Here is a 20,385-nt window from a genome sequence, read left to right as displayed (position 1 = left end):
CTGGGCACGGCCCGCCGCGCGCCCGAAATGCGCCGTCAGGCAGCGTTGTTGAGGAGGCTGTGGCCCGCGGGGGTGGTGGTGTGGAGGGCCGTGTTGTCATGCCGGGTGGTGCGGGTGAGGCCGGCACGGCGGAGGACGGTTGCGTGCTCGCTGGCGCTGGACGGGGAGATACCGGCGTGGCGGGCGAGTTCGGTGGTTGTGCAGCCAGGACGGTGGGCGATGGTCCACAGCACCACGGCGCGGGTATGGCCGAGAAGGGCGGCCAGCGAGTCGGAAACGGTGCTGAGGGTTCGCGCCGTGTCGATGGGGGACAGGAAGAGGTCGGTATCGCGGAGACCAACGGGGTAGGTCAGCCACGGCTGGGGTTCGGCCGTGTCGTCCAGCGCGGGGTACACCGCCCCGAAGACCGAGGGGATCAGGAGCAGGCCGCGGCCTGCGAGATGGATGTCGCCCGTACTGCCGGAGGCCATGGTGAGTTCCAGAACGGGCGGCTTCCACTGGATGCAGCGGGGATTGAGTCCGGACAGCAGGGCTTGGAGCCCGCCATGAGCGACCTGACGCGCACGCAGTGCCTGGTCCGCGCTGTTGAGGGCATCGATGTGCTGCTGATACGGGGCGATGATGTGCTTGTGTGCGTGGGCGGCGGTGTCGGCCAGTTCCAGTAGCAGTTGCTTGTCGCTGCCGAGTGACTGTGTCCAGGCCGGCACGGGGCGCCGATGGTCGCGTCCGGCCCAGGTCTCCATGTTCTTGCGGACATGGGCGGCGGGCGTGGCACGGACCCGGTCCAGCGCTTCTTCGATGGTGTCGGCAGTCGCGTGGCCGAGGAATTCCACTGTCCAGCCCGTCGGTGGGATCAGGTCGCACAACCGCCTGACTCGCGGTGACAGACGGCGCAGCGATTCCCGGCGCCAGGCCCCGAACCGGGTCGGATGGCTGCCTTCCTGCAGCAGTCGCAGCGCGATGTCCAGCTCCAGCATGGGACCCGGCCCGCCGGCCAGCCGGGTGCGGGTCAGGTCTTCGGCGGTGAAGTGGATACGCAGCGGCATGACACAGAGCCTGTCCAGGGTGTCGTTATTCGGGCTAGGTCAAATCACGTCGATCACCGATCGGCCGCCCAGCCACCCTTGTCCGTGAGCGAGCACGAACACGGTTCACTTCGTCCCCGGCCATCGGCGGCCCGAAGACCGGTGTCAGACCAGGTCGGTGCGGGGGTCGATGACCCAGTGGTTGGTTCGCAGGACTCGGCCGGCGAAGGGCACGTCTTCCTCGCCCAGGAACCTGAAACCAAGTGCGCGGCACATACCGTTCGACGGAGCGTTCGCTGTCGCGGGAAAGGCGTGCACGAGCCCCCACCGGCCGTCGTCGCGGGCCGGCTCGAGCAGCATCCGAACGGCCCGTTTACCGAGTCCCCGCCCTTGGAACTCCGGCAGCACCATCCAGCCGATCTCGGAGATGCGCTCGGCGTCGGCGCCATGGGGCCACAAGGCCACGGTTCCCGCGACCACTTCCGGCTCGGCCGCATCGGGCACGATCATCTTGATCCAGTCCGTTCCCGCCTCTGCTCCTTGAACATCGCGTCGGACCTTCGCCTCCATGCCCTCGCGAGGCAACGGGCCGCCCAGCTCGGCCATCATGGCCGGGTCGCATCGCATCCGGACGTAAGCGTCGACGTCGCCGTACTCAACATCACGCAGCAGCATCCGTGTTGCTCCTTTTCGCTTCGGAAATCGACACCACGGCCGACGGCGGCCGGCCTCGGCCGAGTAGGCGGAAGTGTGCGCAGAGAGCGTACGGCTCGGCCTCGGTCAGCGCGCGCACGCGTGCGGGCGCGCGGGGCGTACGCGGTACGGCCGTTCGGCGGGGCGCGCGGGGGAGGCACGCGCCTTGATAGCGTCGCTCCCGCGATCGCGGTTTCCGCCTCCCGCCGGGTCGTCGCCGTGCGTCGTACGGGCCGCCCCGAGGGGCACGGGGAGTTCTGCGGCAAGGACGAAGAGAGCCCGACGCATGAGTCTCGCGCAGTTGCACTACACCTCTGCCTCTGCTGCCTCTGCGGACGACGACGGGGGCGGGAGCGGCGCGCACTTCACCGCGGTCAGCACAGGACTGCCCACGCAGGTGCTGGCCGAGGCCGAACAACTCCTTCGCTACGAGCCGCCCACCGACGCCCCGCACCGGCCGACACCCGACCAACTCCGTTCCCTCCCCGAGGCGTTCAGCTTCAGCTCGCTGCCGGACGGCGGACACCTGCTGTCCCGTGCGGTGGCGTTCGCCGGTCACGGCACCCTCGGGTTCCACGCGCACGCGGTGCATCTGACGGCCGGTACGCGGCTGCCGGGCGACGCCCTGCCGATCACCGCCTGGCGGTCGCCGAGCTGGGCCTCGACCCCGCCGGACGGCGGCGCCCCCGACCGGATATCCACGCTGCCCGCCTCCGCCGCCTTCGGCCCCGAGGCGCTGAACGACTTCGCGGTCTCCCGGAGCCCCTGGCTGGCGGCGGTCTTCGCCGACCTGCGCCGGGTGTGCGAGGACCCGTCGGCGGGGCGCCTGGTGCTGGTGGAGCGGCACAGTGCCGATGTGGCCAGATGGATCGCCCTCGCCTCGGCCGTGCTCCCGCCGGACGACGCGCACCGGCTGACGTTCACGACGTACACCCGTCGCCCCGACCGTTCCCCGCACCAGGTCGTCGGCGTACTCCCGCAGGATGCCCCGCAGGACGGCGGCTCCGGGGCGCAGGCGCTGCGGGTGCGCGACTGCACGGGCGCTCGGCCCGGCGAGCCGGTGGACGACGCCTGGGCCGAGACCTGCGCCCGGATCTGGCGGAACCGGTCCCCGGAGTTGTTCCGGGCGGCGGCCGAGCTGCCCGGCGGGCCGTTCGTCGCCGGTCCGCTCGCCGTGACGGCGCTCTGCGCGGGCGTTGTGCTCGGGGCAGCCGAGCGGGCCGCGGCGGCCGAGTGGGCCGCCGAGCGGCCGTACGCGCTGGACGAGGAGCGCACCCACCGGCTCACCGACGCGCTGACCGACCCCGACATCGATCGCACGCCTCGCGAACTCGCCGCCGTGGCCCGGCTGTTGACCGCGTTCGACGGAAGGGCCCCGGCCTCCGTGACGGGCTCCCTCGGCGCCCTGCTGGTGACGGAGGCGGTCTACGGGGGCGATGTCTCCGTGGCTCCACCGGGGCGTTCGGTCTTCGCCGAGCCGGACGGGGAACGCGTCGCCGCGGCGCTCGTCGAGACCGTCGGCGACGATCTGCGCACCGAACTGGCCACCGGCGGGCCGGTCGCCCCGGACGCCGTGCCCGGCCAAAGCGTGGGGCGCGCCGTGCAGTTGCTGCGGATCGCGCGGCTGCTCGATGTGGACTGCGCGGAACTGCTCCCCGATGTCGTGGGGCGGATGGCCCGGTCCCTGCTGGACGAGGGGGCCGCCGACTGCGCCGCGGTGCTGCTCGATCTGCTGGACGAACAGTTCGATGTCCGTACGGCGCTGCTCGGTGAGCTGGACCGGATCGCCCCGCAGGACCCGTCGGCGGCGGAGCGGCTGCTGGCGGAGGTCGCGCTGCCGTTCACCGGGGCGCAGGCACTGCCGCACCTGCGGATGTGCGCGGCGGCGCCGGACGCCAGGGCGGGCGGCGGCGAGGACCGGGTGAAGGTGCTGAACGCCGTGCTGCGCGCCGGTGGGATGTCACCTTTCACCGAGCCGTTGGTGCTGCGCACGGCGGTGGGTCTCGTCTGGGGCGGCACCACCCCCACGGCGGGCGAGGCGCGGCTGCTGCTGACCGGGAGCACTTCCGACGCGCACCGTACGGCCGGTACGTGGGCCGCTCTCGTGGCGGCGGCGCTCGGTGCCCCGGCCGACGACGCGGAGGCTCCCGAGCTCGCCCATGATCTGTTGCGCGGCTTCCCCCAGGAGATCGACGCGCGGGCACGCGGCGCGCTGCTCCTCCTGGAGTTCGCGCGGGACGTCCGCTCGGGGGCGGCGGAGCCCGGCTGGGCGGAACGGGCCCGGAGACTGTGCGCCGGGGCCGAGCCGGTGGAGCCGGGCGTGCGCGAGCAGGCGTTCGGCGCCCTGGCCGGGCGGCTGCTCGACCCGGACCGGCCGGAGGCGGAGCTGTACGCGTTCGTCCACAGCGACGACCCGGACCTCATCGCGGCCTACGGCGGCGCCGCCCGGCAGGACGCGGTGCTCGCCCGGCTGCGCTCCGACCCGGCCTATGTCGCCGACTGCTTCACCGTCTGGAGCTCCCACCCGCACGCGGGCCGCGCCTGGAGCGAGACCCGGGCGGCGCTGCTGGAGGAGGTGCTGCGTCCGGTGGTGCGCGGCCTGTCCGCCGGTGAGGTGGCGGCGGTGGAGGAGGCCGCCGAGCGGGCGGGCAGCAGCCGCACGGCGGAGGCGTTCCGGACGTGGAACCGGCCGGGCGGCTTCCGCAAGCGGCTCGGCAACAGACTGGCGGCCCGGGTGCGGCGGTCGTGAGCGGCCCCCAGGCGGTCGTGAGCGACGCCCCAGCGCGGTGAGCGGCACCCCGGGCGGTCACGGGCGGGCCACGGAGGTCGTGGCCCGTCATGGGTGACCGGTACCGTGTGACACATATCGATCTCGTGCGCTCCCGGCGGGCTGCGTGACACCCCCAGGAGGAACAGATGACGACGAACCGCGGACGCAAGGACGTCATCCGGGACCGGATGGCCGCGACCGGCGAGTCGTACAACGTCGCCGCCCGCAATCTGAAGGCCATGAAGGACATGGGCGCCACGCGTGAGGCCGTCCTCACCCAGCGCTGGCGTCCCGCCGACACGCTCGACGTCCCGTGCCCCTGCGGCGGCACGTGCGAGCCCGGCGAGCGGTGCGAGCGCTGCCACGCGCTCCACCGCCATGTGGCGCGCTACCCCGGCAGTGTCACGGACGTGGAGACCTGGGCCGACCGTTACGACTGCATGGGCTGCGCGTCCTCGTACATCCTGACCGTGGCGCTGCCCGGGCGGCCCTGGGGTGTCGCCGGGACCGTGGTCCGGGGCGGCTCCGCGGAGCCGGTCGTGCAGGCCCGGGTGTTCCCGGGTGTCGCCCATCCGCTGCTGCGGCCGGAGAGCGCCGGGGACGAGGCCGAGGACTGACCGCCGGCCCCGGCACCCGTCCCGGAATCACCGGCCGCCCCGAAGTCACCTGACGGCCTGGACGACGGTCGCTCCCACCGCGACGGCGAGGACCAGTGCCACGGCGACCAGGGACCGCGGGTTGCCGAAGTTGACCGTCCAGCCGATGCCGACCCGTTTGGGCACCAGGACCGCGGGGTCGTCGGCATTGACGTAGACCGTGCCGGCGCCGCGCCAGAAGCGGTCGTCGTCGCGCGGGACCAGTCCGGTGCTCTCCTCGCCCGTGTCCTCCCGCAGCCTGCTCCCGGCGGGCCCGACGCGCAGGACGAGCCAGGCGGTCACGGCGAGGACCCCGACGAGCGGCACCCCGGTGGCGGCCAGGGTCATGGCCGTGGAGCGGGTGTCGCTCCACATCAGCGCGGACAGCCCGAGCAGCATCAGGTTCACCAGGGCGGTGATGCCCAGCATGGAGCGGGCCGTGACGGTGAGATAGCGGCGGTACCGTGCGGCACCGGCCACGGGGCGCGCCACGTCGAGGTCGGCGCGGGCACGGAGCAGCCCGGCGACGGTGGCGGCCATGGTGAGGGTGAGCAGGACCTGGCCGAGGACGAACCCGAAGGCGGTCCACACACTGGTCGGGTACGTACGGTAGACGGTGCCGCCGAGCGAGCGTTCGGGCAGTGCGATGCGGTCGGGCAGGCCGGGGTAGACGACGACGCCCGCGACGACGCTGACGGCGATCACGACGAGCGCGGGGACCGTCCAGCCCCAGGGGAAGCGGACCGGGTCGGTGCGCAGGGACGTGTCCACGACGGCGCCCTGCCGGGCTTGTTGGTACCACCCGCCCTCCGCCTTCGCGCGGACGATGGCCCGGTGGGCGCGTACCCACAGGGCGGCGGCGAGGGCGCAGAGCAGCAGCGAACCGGCGACTGCGGCGGCGGGGGTGCCGAGCGCGGCGCCGAGCGCCGAGGCGGGAACGGTGACGACGGCCGCGGCGACGAGCATCGCACCGCGGTAGCGGCTGCGCTGTTCCTCGACGGCGGCGGCGCGCGCCTTGTCCGGCGGTACGCGGACGCCGAAGGGAACGGCGGAGGGGTTGAGGAGCGGGCTGGGGGCGGTGTACAGCACGGCGCTGAGCACCGCGAGTATGCCGAAGTTGAGAGCTGCGTCGACCAGCAAGGTGTTCACCTGTCCGTTCTTGTCACTGACCCCGGCGGGGCGGGGCTCCGCGCCGGGACACGGCGCGACGTTCCGGGGGCTCGTTCCATGAGCCGTTGTCCGGGGGATGTCGCACTGCGGCAGGCGCCGCCGCGGTCCCCCGCCCGGCCCCGGGGGTCAGGGCTGTTCGTCCTCCCTCCCGGGGAAGCGGTCCAGAACCGCCGCGACATGACTCATCACCTCCGCCTTCGCGATCCCTCGCACATCCAGCTCGGCGAGGAGGGTGCGCATGCGCGCCTCCCAGTCGACGCCGGCCCGCAGTTCGTCGGAGGGCTGCTTGACGTCCGGCCGGACCGCCGCACCGCTCTTGCGGTTGATGCGGATGAATCCTTCGCGTCGTAGCAGGTCATAGGCCTTGTTGACGGTGTGGAAGTTGATCGCCAGGTCAACGGCCAGCTGCCTGGTGGACGGAAGTCCGGCACCGGGCGCCAACGCCCCTTCCGCGATGGCCTCCACCACCCGGTCCCGGATCTGCTGATAGATCGGCACCTCGCTGTCGAGGTCGAGCACTAGATACACGCCCCAACTCTATCTGCTATACATCTAATAGAACAGACGCTCAGGCCCCGTTGGAGGGTGAATTCCCATGGCACTGATGAACATCACCGACACCGGCCTCACCATCGAGTTCAGCGGCCGTGAGCGCATATGGACCCTGCGCCGCTCCCTGACCGTCCCGCTCACCGCGGTCCGCCGGGTGACCGTCGTCGACAACCCGCTGCGCGCGGCCCACGGCGTCCGCAAGGGCCTGCACGCCTCCGGAGTCGCCAAGATCGGCACCTGGGGGCTGATCACCGGCCCGCGTCAGCTCGTGGCCGCCTACCGGGGCAGGCCGGGGCTGCGCGTGGAGCTGGACCGTGCCGCCGCCGGCGGTGACTTCGACGAGCTGGTCCTCTCGCTCGACGACGCCCAGCGACTGGCACAGCTCGTCGAGCAGCGGGTGGGGAGCCACCGATGAGCGGACGCCCGCAGGGCCTGCCCATAGAAGTCGGCGGGCTGACCAAGCGGTTCGGCCACGTCCGCGCCGTCGAGGATCTGAGCTTCACCGTGCGGCCGGGCGTCGTCACGGGCTTCCTCGGCCCCAACGGCGCGGGCAAGACCACGACCATGCGGATGGTCCTCGGCCTGGTGGCTCCCACCGCGGGCACCGCCACCATCGGCGGAAAGCGGTACGCGGACCTGCCCAGGCCCTCCGCCACCGTGGGCGCCGTCCTCGACGCCTCCGCGGTCCACCCCGGCCACTCGGCCCGCGACCATCTGCACATCTACCGCACCATGGGCGGCCACCCGCCCGAGCGGGTCGACCGACTGCTGACCCGGCTGGGGCTCGACCGGGCGGCCGACCGCCGGACCCGCACCTTCTCCACGGGCATGCGGCAGCGGCTCGGTCTCGCCACCGCCCTGCTCGGCGACCCGCGGGTGCTGCTGCTGGACGAGCCGGGCAACGGACTCGACCCGGAGGGCATCGCCTGGCTGCGCGGCCTGCTGCGCGGGCTGGCGGCCGAGGGGCGCACGGTGCTGGTGTCCAGCCATGTGCTGAGCGAGGTGCAGCAGATCGTCGACGACGTCGTGGTGATCCGCGAGGGCCGGCTGGTGGCGGCGGGACCACTGGCGGAGATCGAGCGGCTCTCGCCCGGCACGGTGCTGGTCCGCTCCCCGGACGCGGCGGCCCTGCGCACCGCACTGCTGCGCGGCACCGCGCGGGGTGGGGCGGCCGACCGGGTGGACCTCATGCCGGACGGGACGCTGTGCGTGTACGGGCTGGCGGACTCGGCCGTCGCCGATCTGGCCGCCGCCGAGCAGCTGCGCGTGTACGGGCTGTCCGCCGGGACGAGCCTGGAGCAGCTCTTCCTCCGGCTGGCGGGGGACGGCGCACCGGCAGGCCTCGACCGGCCGTCGGCACTGACGGACGAGGGACGGAACCGGCGATGAACGCACTGATCAAGGCGGAGTTCCGGCGGCTGGCCGCCACCCGCCTGTGGCTGTGGGCACTCCTCGCGGCCGTCGTCCTGGGCGGCGGCATGGTGGGGGCGGTGACGCTGGTCGGCCCGGAGAACTTCGATCGGCCGGCGCCCGGCCTGGACACCGAGGACGGCGTCCGCTCCGTCCTCGGGATGCTGAGCTTCACGGTGTTCCTGCCGGCCGCTCTCGGCACCCTGGCGATGACGGGGGAATACCGGCACCGCACCGTCACGTACACCTTCCTCCACGCCCCGCGGCGCCGGCAGGTGCTCACCGCCAAACTCGTCGCGTACGGCGTCGCCGGCCTGGCGTACGGGCTGGTGCTCACCGGCACCGCGGGGGCCGCCTTCTTCGGGGGCGCCGCGGCGCGCGGGGTGACCCCCGGCATGGCCACCGGCGAAGTGCTGGAGCTGCTGCTCCGGCCGGCCCTGGCGATGGCGGTGTACACCCTGCTGGGCGTGGCCGCCGGGGCGCTGATCCGTCACCAGGTCGCCGCGCTGGCCGTCGTGGTCGGCTATCTGTACGCGGGCGAGTTCCTGCTGATGACGATCCCGGGCGTGAAACTCCTCTATCCGCTGCTGCCCGGTGGCGCCACGGCGGCCCTGACGGGCTTCGACTACGCCGCGGACACGATGGCCGCGGAGCTGGCGACCGGTCCGGTGCCGCTGCTCTCCCCCGTCGGCGGCGGACTGCTGCTCACCGGCTACGCCCTGGCCGCGGCGTTCGTCGCGGTGCTGGTGCCGATGCGCAGGGACGTGTACTGAGCCCGCACGGCGCAACGGGTGCCCCGGAACGTGTTCCGGGGCACCCGCCTCGTCTCTTGTCTCTCAGCTCTGGTCCGGGACCAGGCGCAGCGAGATCGAGTTGATGCAGTACCGCTGGTCCGTCGGAGTGGGGTAGCCCTCGCCCTCGAAGACATGACCGAGGTGCGATCCGCAGCGTGCGCAGCGGACCTCGGTGCGGACCATGCCGTGGCTGCGGTCCTGGATCAGCTCGACCGCGTCCGTGTCCTTCGGGTCGTAGAAGGACGGCCAGCCGCAGTGCGACTCGAATTTGGTGTCCGAACGGAACAGGTCGGCGCCACAGGCGCGGCAGGAGTAGACGCCCGTGGTCTTGGTGTCGGTGTACTCACCGACGAAGGCGGGTTCGGTGCCGGCCTGGCGCAGGACCGCGTACTCGGCCGGCGTCAGCTCCGCCCGCCACTGCTCGTCCGGCTTCTCGATGTCGTACGACACATCGCTCCCTCAGCTCGACAGGTGATCCAGGATCTGCGGGCCGAGCTCCGTGACGTCGCCCGCTCCCATGGTGAGAACGAGGTCGCCGGGCTTCGCCATTCCCGCGATGGTCCCGGCGACCGCGGCCTTGTCGTGGACCGCGGTGGCATCGGCGCCCGCGGCCCGCGCGGCGTCGATGATCAGCTCGCTGGTGATGCCGGGGATCGGGTCCTCGCGGGCCGGATAGATGTCCAGCACCACGGAGGCGTCGGCCAGCGCGAGGGCCTGGCCCATCTCGGTGCCGAGCTCCTGGGTGCGGGAGAAGAGGTGGGGCTGGAAGACGACCAGGAGGCGGGCCTCGGAGGCGGCGCCGCGCATCGCTTCGAGGTCGGCGGTCATCTCGGTGGGGTGGTGCGCGTACGAGTCGATGACCTGCACGCCCGCCGCCTCGCCCTTGAGCTGGAGGCGGCGCTTGACCCCGGTGTACTTGCCGAGGGCCGAGGCCAGGTTGTGGGCCGGGATGCCGAGGGCGACACCGGCGGCGAGGGCCGCGACGGCGTTGAGGGCGTAGTGGCGGCCGGGCACGGAGACCGTGAACGTGAGGTACTTCCCGTTCAGGACGACCGTGACCTCGCTGGTCAGGCCGCGCGGGGTGATCTTGTGGACGCGTACGTCGGCGGTCTCGGACTCGCCGTAGGTGACGACGTTCAGCGAGGGGAGGGCGCGGACCCGCTCCGTCAGCTCGACGGCGCCTTCCTGGTCGGCGGCGATCACCAGGGTGCCGCCCGGGACGATCTTGCCGGCGAACGCCTCGAACGACTCGTAGATCTCGGCCATCGAGGCGTAGTTCGCGTGGTGGTCCAGCTCGACGTTGAGGACGATCGCGACCTCGGGGTCGTACTTCTGGAAGCTGCGGTCGCTCTCGTCCGCCTCGGCGACGAAGATCGCGCCCTCGCCGTGCGCCGCGTTGGTGCCGGGGCCGGCCAGGTCGCCGCCGATGGCGTACGAGGGATCGAGGTTCAGCTCGGTCAGGGCGACGGCCAGCATCGACGTGGTGGTCGTCTTGCCGTGCGTACCGGCCACCGCGATGGCGCGCAGCCCGCCCATGAGCGAGGCGAGCGCGTCGGAGCGGTGCACGACGGGGACCGACAGCTCGGCGGCGCGCAGCAGCTCCGGGTTGTCGGCGCGGATGGCGCTGGAGACGACCACGCACGAGGCGTCGTCCGCCAGATGTCCGGTGGCGTGCCCGATGTGGACGGTCGCCCCCAGCGCCCGCAGTGCCTCGGCGGTACCCGACTCCTTGGCGTCGCTGCCCGCGACCTTGGCACCGCGCTGGGCGAGGATCTTCGCGATGCCCGACATTCCGGCGCCGCCGATGCCGATGAAGTGCGGCCGTTCCATGGCGGCAGGAATACCGGGTGCCATGCGTGTGTCTCCCAGAAGTCGATACGAGTACCCGAGTGGGTACGGAGTGCCCGCCCAGCCTATTCGCTGTGCGCGAAGAGCTTGAGCACCGGTACGCCGACCTTGTGACGGGCCCGGGACGCCCAGTCCCGGTGGAAGAACTCCTCGACGTAGTGCGGTGCGGTCAGCACGATCACCTCGTCCGCCTCCGCGTCGTCGACCACGGACTTCAGCTTGTCCAGGGGGTGGTCCTCGATCACCTGTCCGACCGCTTCGGAGCCTGCCTGGCGCAGTGCCTCCAGTGAAACTTCGAGCGCGAGTTCGGCGGGCTGTCTGGCGTTCTTGCCCTCGGGTTCCTCACCCTCCCGGGCGGCCTCCTTCAGTTCGCCCATCGCCAGGTCGTCGATGGCTCGCAGCAGCACATCGGCCTGGTCACCGCGCGGCTGCATGAGCACGACGAAGGAGGTCTGCTCCTCCCCGTGCAGGGTGGTGACGAACTCGACGTCCTCGGAGGTGAGGGGCTTCTCGATCATCAAAACGCTGGTGAACACCACGGGCGCCCTTCTGCTTCAGTGGCCGTCGCCGGTCACTGCTGAAACCATCCTTCCCCGTGCTCGCACGGGGTCTGCGAGAGTAATTGTGCCCACCGGAAGCTAACCGGAACGACAAATTCCGCTGATTGTCAGCTCCGACGGTACCGAGTGAAGAGGAACCCGGCCTCTTCCAGCATCGACGTCAGGGCGAATCGTTCCGGCACGGCCATTGAGGGGCCGCCCGCGATCCGCTGCGCGTCCCCGGCGGTCAGCATCGGCGAGAGGGTCAGACAGAGCTCGTCCAGCACCCCGGCGGCCACGAACTGCCCCAGCATCCTCGGGCCGCCCTCGGTCAGCAGCCGCTTGAGCCCGCGGTCCGCCAGCTCCCGTACGGCCCTGGCGGGATCCACCCGGGAGCCCTCCCCCGCGATCACCACCTCGGCGCCCGCCCGGTGCGCCTCCTCGACCCGGCCCGCGGGGGCCCCGGCGCCGGTCAGCACGAGGGTCGGGACGAGCGGCTCGGTGAAGAGCGGCAACGAGAAGTCGAGGTCCAGACTGCCGCTCACCACGGCGATCGCGGGTGCGGGCCCCTGTCCGGCCGCGGCCCGGCGGGCGGCGAAGGCCTCCCGGGCCCTGGCGGGGCGGTAGCCCTCCAGGCGCACCGTCTCCGCCCCGGCGAGGACCACATCGGCCAGACCGCGCAGGGTGCCGAAGATCCGCATGTCGCTCTCGCAGGAGATCGGCTGCGAGCGGCCGTCGTGCTGGGCGGCCCCGTCGAGCGTCGAAACCATGTTGGCGCGCAGCCAGGGGCCGTCCTGTTCGGGGTAGGCGTAGGCGTCGGCCAGGGCGTCCAGACTCCACTCCTCCTCGTGGTCAGCCGGTGTCAGGTCGGTCACAGGGAAGAGGCGTCGCATGTTCTGCAGTCTGGCACGGCGCTTAAGGTTGAGAGTTGTGTCGTCCTCCACAGCCCTGCCGGGGCAGAGCCCCATAGCCGAAACGGCTCCCCTGTCCCTGTGTGCCCTAGAGCCCCGCGTTCCCGCCGATCGACTGGTCGCCGAGATGGTGCCGCCGCCGCGCTTCGACTCCGTACGCTTCGATACGTACGTGCCGGACCCGAACCAGCCGAGCCAGACGGAGGCGGTCGGGGTCCTGAGCGACTTTGCGGCCGGGCTCGGCGGCGCGCACGCCAGCGGCTCGGGCAAACGCAAGTGGTTCAGCAGGAAACCTGCCGCCGCGTCGGCGCCCCTCGGCGTCTACCTCGACGGCGGCTACGGCGTCGGCAAGACCCATCTGCTGGCCTCGCTCTGGCATGCCACCCCCGCCGCCCCCTCGCTGAAGGCGTTCGGCACCTTCGTCGAGCTGACCAACCTGGTCGGCGCGCTGGGCTTCCAGCAGACCGTGCAGACGCTGAGCGGGCACCGGCTGCTGTGCATCGACGAATTCGAGCTGGACGACCCGGGCGACACCGTGCTGGTGTCGTCGCTGCTGAGCAGGCTGGTCGAGGCCGGGGTCGCGCTCGCCGCCACCTCCAACACACTGCCCGGCAAGCTCGGTGAGGGCCGGTTCGCCTCGGCCGACTTCCTGCGGGAGATCCAGGGGCTGTCCGCGCACTTCCGTCCGCTGCGGATCGACGGCGAGGACTACCGCCACCGCGGGCTGCCCGAGGCCCCGCCGCCGTACTCCGACGAGCAGGTCACCAGGGCCGCGTACGCCACCGAGGGCGCCAGCCTGGACGATTTCCCCTCCCTGCTCGACCATCTCGCACGGGTCCATCCGAGCCGCTACGGCGCGCTGACGGACGGTCTGCGGGCGGTCTGCCTCACCGAGGTCCAGCCGGTCCCCGACCAGTCGACCGCGCTGCGGCTCGTCGTCCTCGCGGACCGGCTGTACGACCGGGAGGTCCCGGTGCTCGCCTCCGGGCTGCCGTTCGACCGGCTGTTCAGCGAAGAAATGCTGAACGGCGGATACCGGAAGAAGTACTTCCGGGCGATCTCCCGGCTGACGGCGCTGGCGCGCGACGCGAAGGGGCTGGTGGCGCAGTAGGTTCGGGGCGTACCACCCGAGGCGTCTTCGGGCGCCCCGGGGCTCCCGTATCGACCGCGCACACCGTTTGAAGGGAATCGGCATGGCAACCACGCGTCAGGCTCACACGGTCTGGGACGGCAACCTGATCGAGGGCAAGGGTGTCGTCACCCTCGACTCCTCCGGCATCGGCGAATTCGACGTCTCCTGGCCGTCCCGCGCGGAGAAGCCGAACGGCAAGACCTCTCCCGAGGAGCTCATCGCGGCGGCCCACTCCAGCTGCTTCTCGATGGCGCTGGCCCACGGTCTGGCCGCGGCCGGCACCCCGTCGACCCAGCTGACCACCACGGCCGACGTCACCCTCCAGCCCGGCACCGGCATCACCGGCATCCACCTCACCGTCCAGGGCCAGGTGCCCGGTATCGGCGAGGCGGACTTCATCAAGGCCGCCGAGGACGCCAAGGCGAACTGCCCGGTCAGCCAGGCGCTGACCGGCACGACGATCACGCTCTCCGCCTCGCTGGTCTGACCCCAGGGGCCACTCCCGGCCCGGGACGCACCTGGGGCCCGGTGACCCGCATGGTTCCCGCGCGGCGATACGCGTGCTACACACATGCGGGTCACTTCTCCTGTCCGCCAGCAGGGAGTTGCCTCATGTCATCAGAAACGTCACGCCTGACCGAAGAAACGTCACGACCGACCGCCACCCGTCGCCAGGTCCTGGCCGGCAGCGGCGCGGCCGTCGCCTCCATCGCCTTCACCGGGGCGTTCTCCGAACTCTTCGCGGGTACCGCGGCCGCCCGGGGACACAGCGGGTACGGCCCGCTGGTGCCCGACCCCGACGGTCTGCTCGACCTCCCGAAGGGCTTCCGCTACCGGGTCCTGTCCCGGGAGGGCGACCCGCTCCGCTCCGGCGAGGGCCAGGTACCCGGCAACCACGACGGAATGGCCGCCTTCGCGGGCCGCCACGGTCACGTCCGCCTGGTCCGCAACCACGAGAACCGGGTCACCGCGAAGCTCCCGGTCCCGGTCGTCGAGGGCCTCACCTACGACCCGATGGGCAAGGGCGGCTGTACGACCCTGGAGCTGGACGGCCGCAACAACGTCCTGGGCGAACGCGTCGCCATCGCCGGTACGGCGGTGAACTGCGCGGGCGGCCGCACCCCTTGGAACACCTGGCTGACCTGCGAGGAGACCGAGGACAGAGCCGGCACCAACGGCTACACCAAGGACCACGGCTTCATCTTCGAGGTGGACGGCGCCGATCCGCACCGCACCGGGGCCGTACCGCTCACCGCGATGGGCCGCTTCCAGCACGAGGCCATCGCGATCGACCCGAAGAGCGGGATCGTCTACGAGACGGAGGACGCGTTCGACAAGCCGTTCGGGCTCTTCTACCGCTTCCTGCCGAACAAACCGCTCGGCGGCACCGGCTCGCTGCGGGCCGGCGGCCATCTGGAGGCCATGCGCGTGCCGGGTGTGCCCGACCTCTCCGTGGTCCAGGAGACCGGGGCGTGCTTCGAGGGCATCGAGTGGGTGCCCGTACCCGATCCGCTGGCGGCCGAGACGCCGATCCGGTTCCAGGACTTCGGTCCCAAGGGCATCACACACGCGCAGAAGCTGGAGGGCTGCTACTGGGGCGGCTCCTCGGTCTACTTCGTCTCCAGCTTCGCGCACAGCTCACAGGGGTCGGCCGCCGACCACTACGGCCAGGTGTGGCGGTACGAGCCGAAGCGGCGCCGCCTCACGCTCGTGATCGTCTTCGGCCCCGGCACGGACGTGCAACTGCCGGGCGAGTCCCCGGACAACATCTGCCTCGCCGCAGACGGCGGGCTGATGGTGTGCGAGGACGGCGACGGCGCGCAGCATGTCTTCGGCCTGACGCGGGGCGGCGAGGTCTACGCGATGGCGCGGGGCCGGCAGAACATCGGGACGCCGCAGGAGCCCGAGTGGGGAGAGTTCGCCGGGGTCACGTTCGCTCCGGACGGCGCGACGATGTACGTGAACTGCTACACGCCGGGGACGACGTTCGCGGTGACGGGGCCGTGGCGCTGACGCGCTGAGGTGCCGGGGGGCGGACAGGCGTTGCCCGCCCCCCTTGCGCTGCCCGAACGACCCACGGCCCGGCGGGGTCGAGGTGGTAGGCGGCGACGTGGTCGGCGTTGGTGTCTACGCCGACCATGCCTCGGGCGCGGGCGGCCTCCAGCGGGATCGTCTGGACGGTGGGGCGTTGCCAGGACGCGGTGAGGTACCAGCGGCCACGGTCCACATCGTGGTGGATGCGGTAGGCCACGGCCCGGTTCGCGGCGATCCGGTCACCCCACTCCGCACCACGGCGCGTAAACGTGACGGTGGAGGCGAGGATGTACCGGCCATGCTTGGCATTGGCCAGATGCGCGAGCGGGGCGGGCAGCTTGATCGACACCTCACCGGTGTCGGTGACGCGGATGGTCTCGTTGCCGAACCGCTTCTGGAGCTGACCTGGCCGCAGCCGGTGACGCTCAGCCGGATCGACGTGCTCGCTGATAACGATGTCAACGAGGATCTGATCAACCTGCACCACCACCGGACGCCGTTCGAGACGCTGCCCACCCTGCTGCGGGACTACCGCGTCGAGACGCGCGACGCGGACGGCGCCTGGCGGACCGTCTCCCGCACGACGGACAACCGGTGGCGCCGCCAGGTGCACACCCTGGACGAGCCGGTCACGTCGACGGCACTGAGGACCGTCGTCGAGGCGACCAACGGAGCCCCTTCGGCGCACGTCGTGGCGGTTCGCGCGTACGCGTAGAAGCGGATCGCCCGGGTGAATCCGTACGCGACTCCGTCGAGGAGAAGCACCATATCAACCCATTAGTCGGATAAGTCGATACTTTCCATTAGTGACACATTCCGTAAGGAAAACGACCGCTCTGACCGTTCTTGGTGTGGTGCTCGGCAGCCTCACCGGCTGTGGGGGCCACGGCGGCGCACCCGCCGACGGCCCCCCGGCCGCAGGGCGCACACCTGCCGTGGCCCATGCGCCGTCGCATCCGGCCCCGGCCCCACCGGCCACCCTGGCTCCCGGCCCCGGCGGTCTGACACCGGTCTTCGCGCACGGGGCGAGGACCGGCGAGAAGGTGGTGGCACTGACCTTCGACGCCGACATGACGGCCGCCGAGGGGCCGCGCGCGGCGGCGGGCGAGCGTTTCGACAATCCCGGACTGATCGATCTGCTGCGCGACTTGGAGGTGCCCGCGACGGTGTTCATGACGGGTCGGTGGGCCGATGAGTACCCGGCGCAGGCCAGGTCCATCGGCGCCGACCCCCTCTTCGAGGTCGCCAACCACTCGTACAGCCACTACGCCTACACATCCCCCTGCTACGGGCTGCCGACCGTGGCGAAGGACGACATGCGCGCCGATGCGGCACGGGCCTTCGCCTCGTTCCGGAAGGCCGGGGTGCGCAATACGGTGCCCTACCTCCGCTTCCCCGGCGGCTGCTACGACGATGCGTCGCTGCGCGCGCTCGCGCCCGAGAAGGTGACGGCGGTGCAGTGGGACGTCATCAGCGGCGACGCCTTCGCGACGGACGCGGAAGCGGTGGCCGAGCAGGTGCTGAACGGGGTGAAACCGGGCTCACTGGTCGTCATGCACTGCACCCGCAGCGCGGCACCGGTCACGGACGAGGCGGTACGCCAGGTGGTCCCCGAACTGCGCAGGCAGGGGTACCGCTTCGTGAAGGTCTCCGACCTGATTCGCACGGCGGCCGGCTCGTAGTTCAGCCGCGCAGGGCAGCCAGTTTGCAGGCGAGCGCGGCCGCCGCGGCGGCCAGGGCGGCGGCAGCGACGAACGGCAGGACGGGCAGGTGGACCGTGCCTGTCCGCGATCCGGTGACCAGGCCCGTCACGGCGGTGTTCGCGGGCGAACCGCCGGTCACCAGGGCCAGCAGCGCGGTGAGCACGGTGGCGGCGACGGACCAGCCCCGCCGGTGCAGCAGCGGCCGGGTGCAGAGCGCGCCGACCGCCGCCCCCAGCAGCACGCAGCAGACGGCGGCGAGCAGTCCCGCGATCCCGGCGGGCAGCAGCGCCACCCGGACGGTGTTGTCGGTACTGTTCGGCTTGCTGATCAGCAGCACGACCAGGGTGGCGGCCGCGCCCAGCAGCCCGCCGCAGCCGGTCCCGGCGAGCAGCGGGGCCAGATGGGCCCTCGGCGATCCGGCCACCGCGGCGGTGACGGTCCGGGCGGCGGGCGGCTCCTGGCTGACACAGAGCTGCACGAGCCAGGCGGTGACGGGCAGGAGCCCGGCGGCTGCGTAGCCGAGCGAGTCGAGGACGGGCTGCCCCCACTGCACGCCGACGCCGACGAAGGCCGCGTACAGCAGGACCGGGGCGAGCCAGCGCTGGGAGCGGACCAACAGGGCGGTCTGGTAGCGGAGGAGGGCGGTCATGGTGCCTCGGGGGTCGGGCTGCGGTGCGGGGGCCCGTCGGTCCCCGGGTCCTGCTCGATGCCGGGGGCGGCGGCCAGTTGCCGGATGTGCCAGGGCGGCCGCGCGGTGAGCAGGGCGTGCAGCAGAGCGTCGGAGTGCGTGGCCGCGACGGTGAACAGCACGCCCCCGTCGGCCGCGGGTGCGTGCTCCGGAGCGCCCGGCAGTCCGGCGGGGATCGCGGCGCCGGGCGGGCCCGCCGCCGCGATCCGTACCCGCGGGCCCGTCTTCGCGGCCGGTGCGCCGGACGCGGCGCAAAGGCCGTTCCCCTCGATCCGGAACACGGCGTCGGCCGACCCGGCGAGCCTGCGTGGGTCGTGGTCGACGAAGACGACGGTGGCGCCTGCCGCGACCCGTTCGGCCACGGCCCGGTCCAGCTCGTCGCGGGCGGCCGTGTCGAGCCCGGTCCATGCCTCGTCCAGGATCAGCAGCTCCGGCTCGGCGAGGAGCGCCTGGGCGACGGCGACCTTCTGGCTGGTGCCCTTGGAGAGCTCGGGAAGCGGTGTACGGGCGTGGCCGGCGGCCCCGAAGCGGTCGAGCCACGACCGCGCCCGGTCCGCCGCCTCAGGGGTGCGCAGGCCGTGGATGCGGCCGAGGTGGACGAGATACCCGGCCGCGGTGAACGGCAGCGCGGCGGAGAACCGCTCGGGGACGTACGCCGTACGCGGCCGGCGGCCGGTGATCCGGCCCTCCGTCGGGGAGTCGATCCCGGCGAGCAGCCTCAACAGGGTCGACTTCCCGGTGCCGTTGGCACCCTCGATCCGGATCAGGGTGTGCGCGGGCAGGTCGAGGTCGACCCCGCGCAGCACCCAGGGGCCGCCGAGTCCGTACCGGCGGCCGACCCCGTTCAGCCTCAGTTGGCCGCCTTCTCGGGCTTGGCCTCACTGGGCCGTACGATCACGAATCCCTCTCCGTCCAGCCGCAGTTGGACGGCCTCGCCGGATCCGCCGCGGATCATCGAGCCGACGCTCTGCGAACGGTGCAGCGACGTGGTCAGGTTGGCGCTCCAGCCGACCACCGCGTCCGTGTCGACGCAGACCGGCTGCTGCGGCGTGACGGGAATCACGATGGGGTGGCCCTCACACATCAGGCCGAGCTTGCCGTACCCGGTGAAGACGCTGTTGAAGAGCCCGCCACCGGTCATCCCGGCGCCCTTCACGGTCTTGATCTCGTAGGAGAGGGTGGCGTCGAAACAGAGCACGTTGCGGCCGTTGATGGTGAGGACGTCGCCGTGCTCCATGTCCACGATGAAGCAGTTGGCGGCCTCGTGCGCGAACCATGCCTCGCCCTGGCCGCGGACCGCCATCAGCGGCAGCCCCTCGCCGGTGACGGCGCGCTTGAGCATGCCGCCTATGCCCTGGCCCTTGCGGTCGAACTGCAGATCGCCGCGGAAGGCGATCATCGAACCCTGACGGGCGTGCATCTCGCCGTTGACTGCGTACTTGATGGATTTGGCGTTCTGCAGGGTCATTCCGGGGGCCATCGCCTGCTGCGCCATGTTCTCGCTGGAAAAGAGATCGCTCTTCATGCGGTGCATCCTCACCCGGAGCGATCCATTCCGCCAAGAAACCTTTCCCGGGCGGCTGGCAGACTGGACGGGTGAGCAGCAACGACACTCCCGTATCCCCCTCCGGATCCCCGGCCACGCCCCACTCGCCCGCGACGGACAGCCCGTTCATGCCGGAGCCGACGAACCGCGACGAGGCGCCGCAGTACGTACTGCCGCTGGTCGTGCACATCGAGAAGACGGCTCCCCCGGCCCGTACCGACGCGTTGCGGACCGCCGCCCGCGCGGTGCTCGTGATGCTCTCCGACGAGCGCTCGAACGGCGAGGGCGAGTGGGCGCGGGCGATGCGCGACTGGCAGGACGCACGCATCCGCAAGGTGGTACGGCGGGCGCGCGGCGCGGAGTGGCGCAAGGCGTCCGCGCTGCCGGGCATCACGGTCACGGGCGAGAGCGCCGAGGTGCGGGTCTTCCCTCCGGTGCCGCTGGACGGCTGGCCGAAGGAGCTGGCGAAGCTCCAGGTGTCGGGGACGGATCTGGACGACCCCGAGCCGCCGGCCGCGCCCGGTCCCTCGGACCCGGTGCTGTGGCTCAACCCGGAGCTGGACATGTCGGCGGGCAAGGCCATGGCACAGGTCGGGCACGGCGCGCAGCTCGCCTGGTGGGAGCTGTCGGAGACGGAGCGCAAGGCGTGGCGCGAGGCGGGCTTTCCGCTCTCGGTGGCCACCAGGGAGGCGGACCGCTGGCGGGAACTGACGGAGAGCGGGCTTCCGGTGGTGCATGACGCCGGATTCACCGAGATCGCTCCCGGCTCGTGCACGGTGGTCGCCGACCACCCGGCACTGCGACGCGGCTGAGCACGAGCGGGGCGAATCCGTCCTCGCCCGGTTTCCCGGGGCCCGTCCCCGAGGGCCCTCCCCGCCCTGGCTTCCTCGGACCGGGAACCTCAAATCAAGCTCTGAACGTCCTCCTGTTCGGAT

22 protein-coding genes and 1 pseudogene are annotated in these 20,385 nt (G+C 72.0%); 11 read left to right on the top strand and 12 right to left on the bottom strand.

Annotated features, from left to right (window positions below; all coding sequences use genetic code 11):
• Positions 1-35: 35 nt before the first annotated feature.
• Both BT364_RS16920 and BT364_RS16915 read right to left on the bottom strand, forming a co-directional pair.
• Positions 36-1,046, bottom strand: coding sequence for an ArsR/SmtB family transcription factor (locus BT364_RS16920; protein WP_072485994.1), 1,011 nt, complete (start codon positions 1,044-1,046; stop codon positions 36-38).
• A gap of 144 nt (positions 1,047-1,190) precedes the next feature.
• Positions 1,191-1,700, bottom strand: a complete 510-nt coding sequence (locus BT364_RS16915) for a GNAT family N-acetyltransferase (protein WP_072485993.1) — start codon at positions 1,698-1,700, stop codon at positions 1,191-1,193.
• Positions 1,701-2,004: 304 nt separating this feature from the next.
• Here BT364_RS16915 and BT364_RS16910 point away from each other — a divergent pair, with 304 nt between their 5' ends.
• Entirely contained in the window at positions 2,005-4,467 is a 2,463-nt protein-coding gene (locus BT364_RS16910; RefSeq protein WP_072485992.1) for a GTPase-associated protein 1-related protein, read from the top strand.
• A gap of 167 nt (positions 4,468-4,634) precedes the next feature.
• Positions 4,635-5,105, top strand: a complete 471-nt coding sequence (locus tag BT364_RS16905; protein WP_072485991.1) for a hypothetical protein — start codon at positions 4,635-4,637, stop codon at positions 5,103-5,105.
• A gap of 45 nt (positions 5,106-5,150) precedes the next feature.
• Here BT364_RS16905 and BT364_RS16900 read toward each other — a convergent pair whose 3' ends face one another.
• Entirely contained in the window at positions 5,151-6,272 is a 1,122-nt protein-coding gene (locus BT364_RS16900; protein ID WP_072485990.1) for a DUF1648 domain-containing protein, read from the bottom strand.
• A gap of 147 nt (positions 6,273-6,419) precedes the next feature.
• Positions 6,420-6,821 carry a GntR family transcriptional regulator gene (locus tag BT364_RS16895; protein ID WP_072485989.1) on the bottom strand — a complete coding sequence of 134 codons (402 nt, stop codon included), beginning with the start codon at positions 6,819-6,821 and terminating at the stop codon, positions 6,420-6,422.
• 67 nt (positions 6,822-6,888) lie between these two features.
• On the opposite strand from BT364_RS16895, the gene BT364_RS16890 reads away from it, so the two are divergent.
• From BT364_RS16890 to BT364_RS16880, 3 genes are read left to right on the top strand one after another with little or no spacing between them, the layout of a single operon-like run.
• A complete protein-coding gene (locus BT364_RS16890) occupies positions 6,889-7,260 on the top strand; it encodes a hypothetical protein (RefSeq protein ID WP_072485988.1) in 372 nt (123 codons plus the stop codon).
• Complete coding sequence (locus tag BT364_RS16885; RefSeq protein WP_072485987.1) at positions 7,257-8,234, top strand: ABC transporter ATP-binding protein; 978 nt, start codon at positions 7,257-7,259, stop codon at positions 8,232-8,234. The genes BT364_RS16890 and BT364_RS16885 overlap by 4 nt, the downstream gene beginning before the upstream one ends.
• Positions 8,231-9,028 carry an ABC transporter permease gene (locus BT364_RS16880; RefSeq protein WP_072485986.1) on the top strand — a complete coding sequence of 266 codons (798 nt, stop codon included), beginning with the start codon at positions 8,231-8,233 and terminating at the stop codon, positions 9,026-9,028. The genes BT364_RS16885 and BT364_RS16880 overlap by 4 nt, the downstream gene beginning before the upstream one ends.
• A 63-nt stretch (positions 9,029-9,091) precedes the next feature.
• Here BT364_RS16880 and msrB read toward each other — a convergent pair whose 3' ends face one another.
• The 4 genes from msrB to BT364_RS16860 all read right to left on the bottom strand — a co-directional run bounded on the left by msrB (position 9,092) and on the right by BT364_RS16860 (position 12,329).
• Positions 9,092-9,499, bottom strand: coding sequence for a peptide-methionine (R)-S-oxide reductase MsrB (gene msrB / locus BT364_RS16875; protein WP_072485985.1), 408 nt, complete (start codon positions 9,497-9,499; stop codon positions 9,092-9,094).
• 9 nt (positions 9,500-9,508) lie between these two features.
• A complete protein-coding gene (gene murC / locus BT364_RS16870) occupies positions 9,509-10,903 on the bottom strand; it encodes a UDP-N-acetylmuramate--L-alanine ligase (protein WP_072485984.1) in 1,395 nt (464 codons plus the stop codon).
• Between the two features lie 59 nt (positions 10,904-10,962).
• A complete protein-coding gene (locus tag BT364_RS16865) occupies positions 10,963-11,415 on the bottom strand; it encodes an indole-3-glycerol phosphate synthase (RefSeq protein ID WP_072486051.1) in 453 nt (150 codons plus the stop codon).
• 149 nt (positions 11,416-11,564) lie between these two features.
• The gene (locus BT364_RS16860; RefSeq protein ID WP_256259893.1) at positions 11,565-12,329 is read right to left on the bottom strand and encodes a pyrimidine reductase family protein; all 765 of its coding nucleotides are present in this window, start codon (positions 12,327-12,329) and stop codon (positions 11,565-11,567) included.
• Positions 12,330-12,366: 37 nt separating this feature from the next.
• Between BT364_RS16860 and zapE the strand changes: the two genes are divergently transcribed.
• From zapE to BT364_RS16845, 3 genes are all read left to right on the top strand, one after another.
• Complete coding sequence (gene zapE, locus BT364_RS16855) at positions 12,367-13,458, top strand: cell division protein ZapE (protein WP_072485982.1); 1,092 nt, start codon at positions 12,367-12,369, stop codon at positions 13,456-13,458.
• 82 nt (positions 13,459-13,540) lie between these two features.
• Positions 13,541-13,966 (top strand): OsmC family peroxiredoxin, encoded by a 426-nt coding sequence (locus tag BT364_RS16850; protein WP_072485981.1) that lies wholly within the window; start codon positions 13,541-13,543, stop codon positions 13,964-13,966.
• 125 nt (positions 13,967-14,091) lie between these two features.
• Positions 14,092-15,492: an alkaline phosphatase PhoX gene (locus BT364_RS16845; RefSeq protein WP_072485980.1), complete on the top strand. Its 1,401-nt coding sequence runs from the start codon at positions 14,092-14,094 to the stop codon at positions 15,490-15,492.
• A gap of 67 nt (positions 15,493-15,559) precedes the next feature.
• Here the strand turns inward: BT364_RS16845 and BT364_RS43005 are convergent.
• Positions 15,560-15,919, bottom strand: a pseudogene (locus BT364_RS43005) (IS200/IS605 family accessory protein TnpB-related protein); the annotation flags it as partial.
• On the opposite strand from BT364_RS43005, the gene BT364_RS16835 reads away from it, so the two are divergent.
• Positions 15,812-16,228 (top strand): hypothetical protein, encoded by a 417-nt coding sequence (locus tag BT364_RS16835; RefSeq protein ID WP_177328147.1) that lies wholly within the window; start codon positions 15,812-15,814, stop codon positions 16,226-16,228. The pseudogene BT364_RS43005 and the gene BT364_RS16835 overlap by 108 nt on opposite strands.
• 136 nt (positions 16,229-16,364) lie before the next feature.
• Entirely contained in the window at positions 16,365-17,195 is an 831-nt protein-coding gene (locus BT364_RS16830; RefSeq protein WP_256259890.1) for a polysaccharide deacetylase family protein, read from the top strand.
• A gap of 1 nt (position 17,196) precedes the next feature.
• On the opposite strand, the gene BT364_RS41550 is transcribed toward BT364_RS16830, so the two are convergent.
• From BT364_RS41550 to BT364_RS16815, 3 genes are read right to left on the bottom strand one after another with little or no spacing between them, the layout of a single operon-like run.
• The gene (locus tag BT364_RS41550; protein ID WP_072485979.1) at positions 17,197-17,865 is read right to left on the bottom strand and encodes an ABC transporter; all 669 of its coding nucleotides are present in this window, start codon (positions 17,863-17,865) and stop codon (positions 17,197-17,199) included.
• Positions 17,862-18,710 carry an ATP-binding cassette domain-containing protein gene (locus tag BT364_RS41545; protein ID WP_072485978.1) on the bottom strand — a complete coding sequence of 283 codons (849 nt, stop codon included), beginning with the start codon at positions 18,708-18,710 and terminating at the stop codon, positions 17,862-17,864. Before BT364_RS41545 ends, BT364_RS41550 begins: the two co-directional genes overlap by 4 nt.
• 44 nt (positions 18,711-18,754) lie before the next feature.
• On the bottom strand, positions 18,755-19,429 hold the full coding sequence (locus tag BT364_RS16815; protein WP_072485977.1) for an AIM24 family protein: 675 nt from the start codon (positions 19,427-19,429) through the stop codon (positions 18,755-18,757).
• Positions 19,430-19,500: 71 nt separating this feature from the next.
• On the opposite strand from BT364_RS16815, the gene BT364_RS16810 reads away from it, so the two are divergent.
• Entirely contained in the window at positions 19,501-20,262 is a 762-nt protein-coding gene (locus BT364_RS16810; protein ID WP_072485976.1) for a peptidyl-tRNA hydrolase, read from the top strand.
• The last annotated feature ends 123 nt before the right edge of the window (positions 20,263-20,385 follow it).

This window comes from Streptomyces atratus (genome assembly GCF_900119365.1).
GTDB lineage: Bacteria > Actinomycetota > Actinomycetes > Streptomycetales > Streptomycetaceae > Streptomyces > Streptomyces atratus_B.
Note: the sequence above shows the minus strand (reverse complement) of the source record. Positions and strands in the feature narration are given on the sequence as shown.

Bases quoted from the DNA above. Each gene is read 5' to 3' on its own strand.
- BT364_RS16920 (WP_072485994.1), bottom strand. From the start codon at position 1,046: ATGCCGCTGCGTATCCACTTCACCGCCGAAGACCTGACCCGCACCCGG.
- BT364_RS16915 (WP_072485993.1), bottom strand. From the start codon at position 1,700: ATGCTGCTGCGTGATGTTGAGTACGGCGACGTCGACGCTTACGTCCGG.
- BT364_RS16910 (WP_072485992.1), top strand. From the start codon at position 2,005: ATGAGTCTCGCGCAGTTGCACTACACCTCTGCCTCTGCTGCCTCTGCG.
- BT364_RS16905 (WP_072485991.1), top strand. From the start codon at position 4,635: ATGACGACGAACCGCGGACGCAAGGACGTCATCCGGGACCGGATGGCC.
- BT364_RS16890 (WP_072485988.1), top strand. From the start codon at position 6,889: ATGGCACTGATGAACATCACCGACACCGGCCTCACCATCGAGTTCAGC.
- BT364_RS16885 (WP_072485987.1), top strand. From the start codon at position 7,257: ATGAGCGGACGCCCGCAGGGCCTGCCCATAGAAGTCGGCGGGCTGACC.
- BT364_RS16880 (WP_072485986.1), top strand. From the start codon at position 8,231: ATGAACGCACTGATCAAGGCGGAGTTCCGGCGGCTGGCCGCCACCCGC.
- murC (WP_072485984.1), bottom strand. From the start codon at position 10,903: ATGGCACCCGGTATTCCTGCCGCCATGGAACGGCCGCACTTCATCGGC.
- BT364_RS16865 (WP_072486051.1), bottom strand. From the start codon at position 11,415: ATGATCGAGAAGCCCCTCACCTCCGAGGACGTCGAGTTCGTCACCACC.
- BT364_RS16860 (WP_256259893.1), bottom strand. From the start codon at position 12,329: ATGCGACGCCTCTTCCCTGTGACCGACCTGACACCGGCTGACCACGAG.
- BT364_RS16850 (WP_072485981.1), top strand. From the start codon at position 13,541: ATGGCAACCACGCGTCAGGCTCACACGGTCTGGGACGGCAACCTGATC.
- BT364_RS16845 (WP_072485980.1), top strand. From the start codon at position 14,092: ATGTCATCAGAAACGTCACGCCTGACCGAAGAAACGTCACGACCGACC.
- BT364_RS16835 (WP_177328147.1), top strand. From the start codon at position 15,812: ATGCTTGGCATTGGCCAGATGCGCGAGCGGGGCGGGCAGCTTGATCGA.
- BT364_RS41550 (WP_072485979.1), bottom strand. From the start codon at position 17,865: ATGACCGCCCTCCTCCGCTACCAGACCGCCCTGTTGGTCCGCTCCCAG.
- BT364_RS16815 (WP_072485977.1), bottom strand. From the start codon at position 19,429: ATGAAGAGCGATCTCTTTTCCAGCGAGAACATGGCGCAGCAGGCGATG.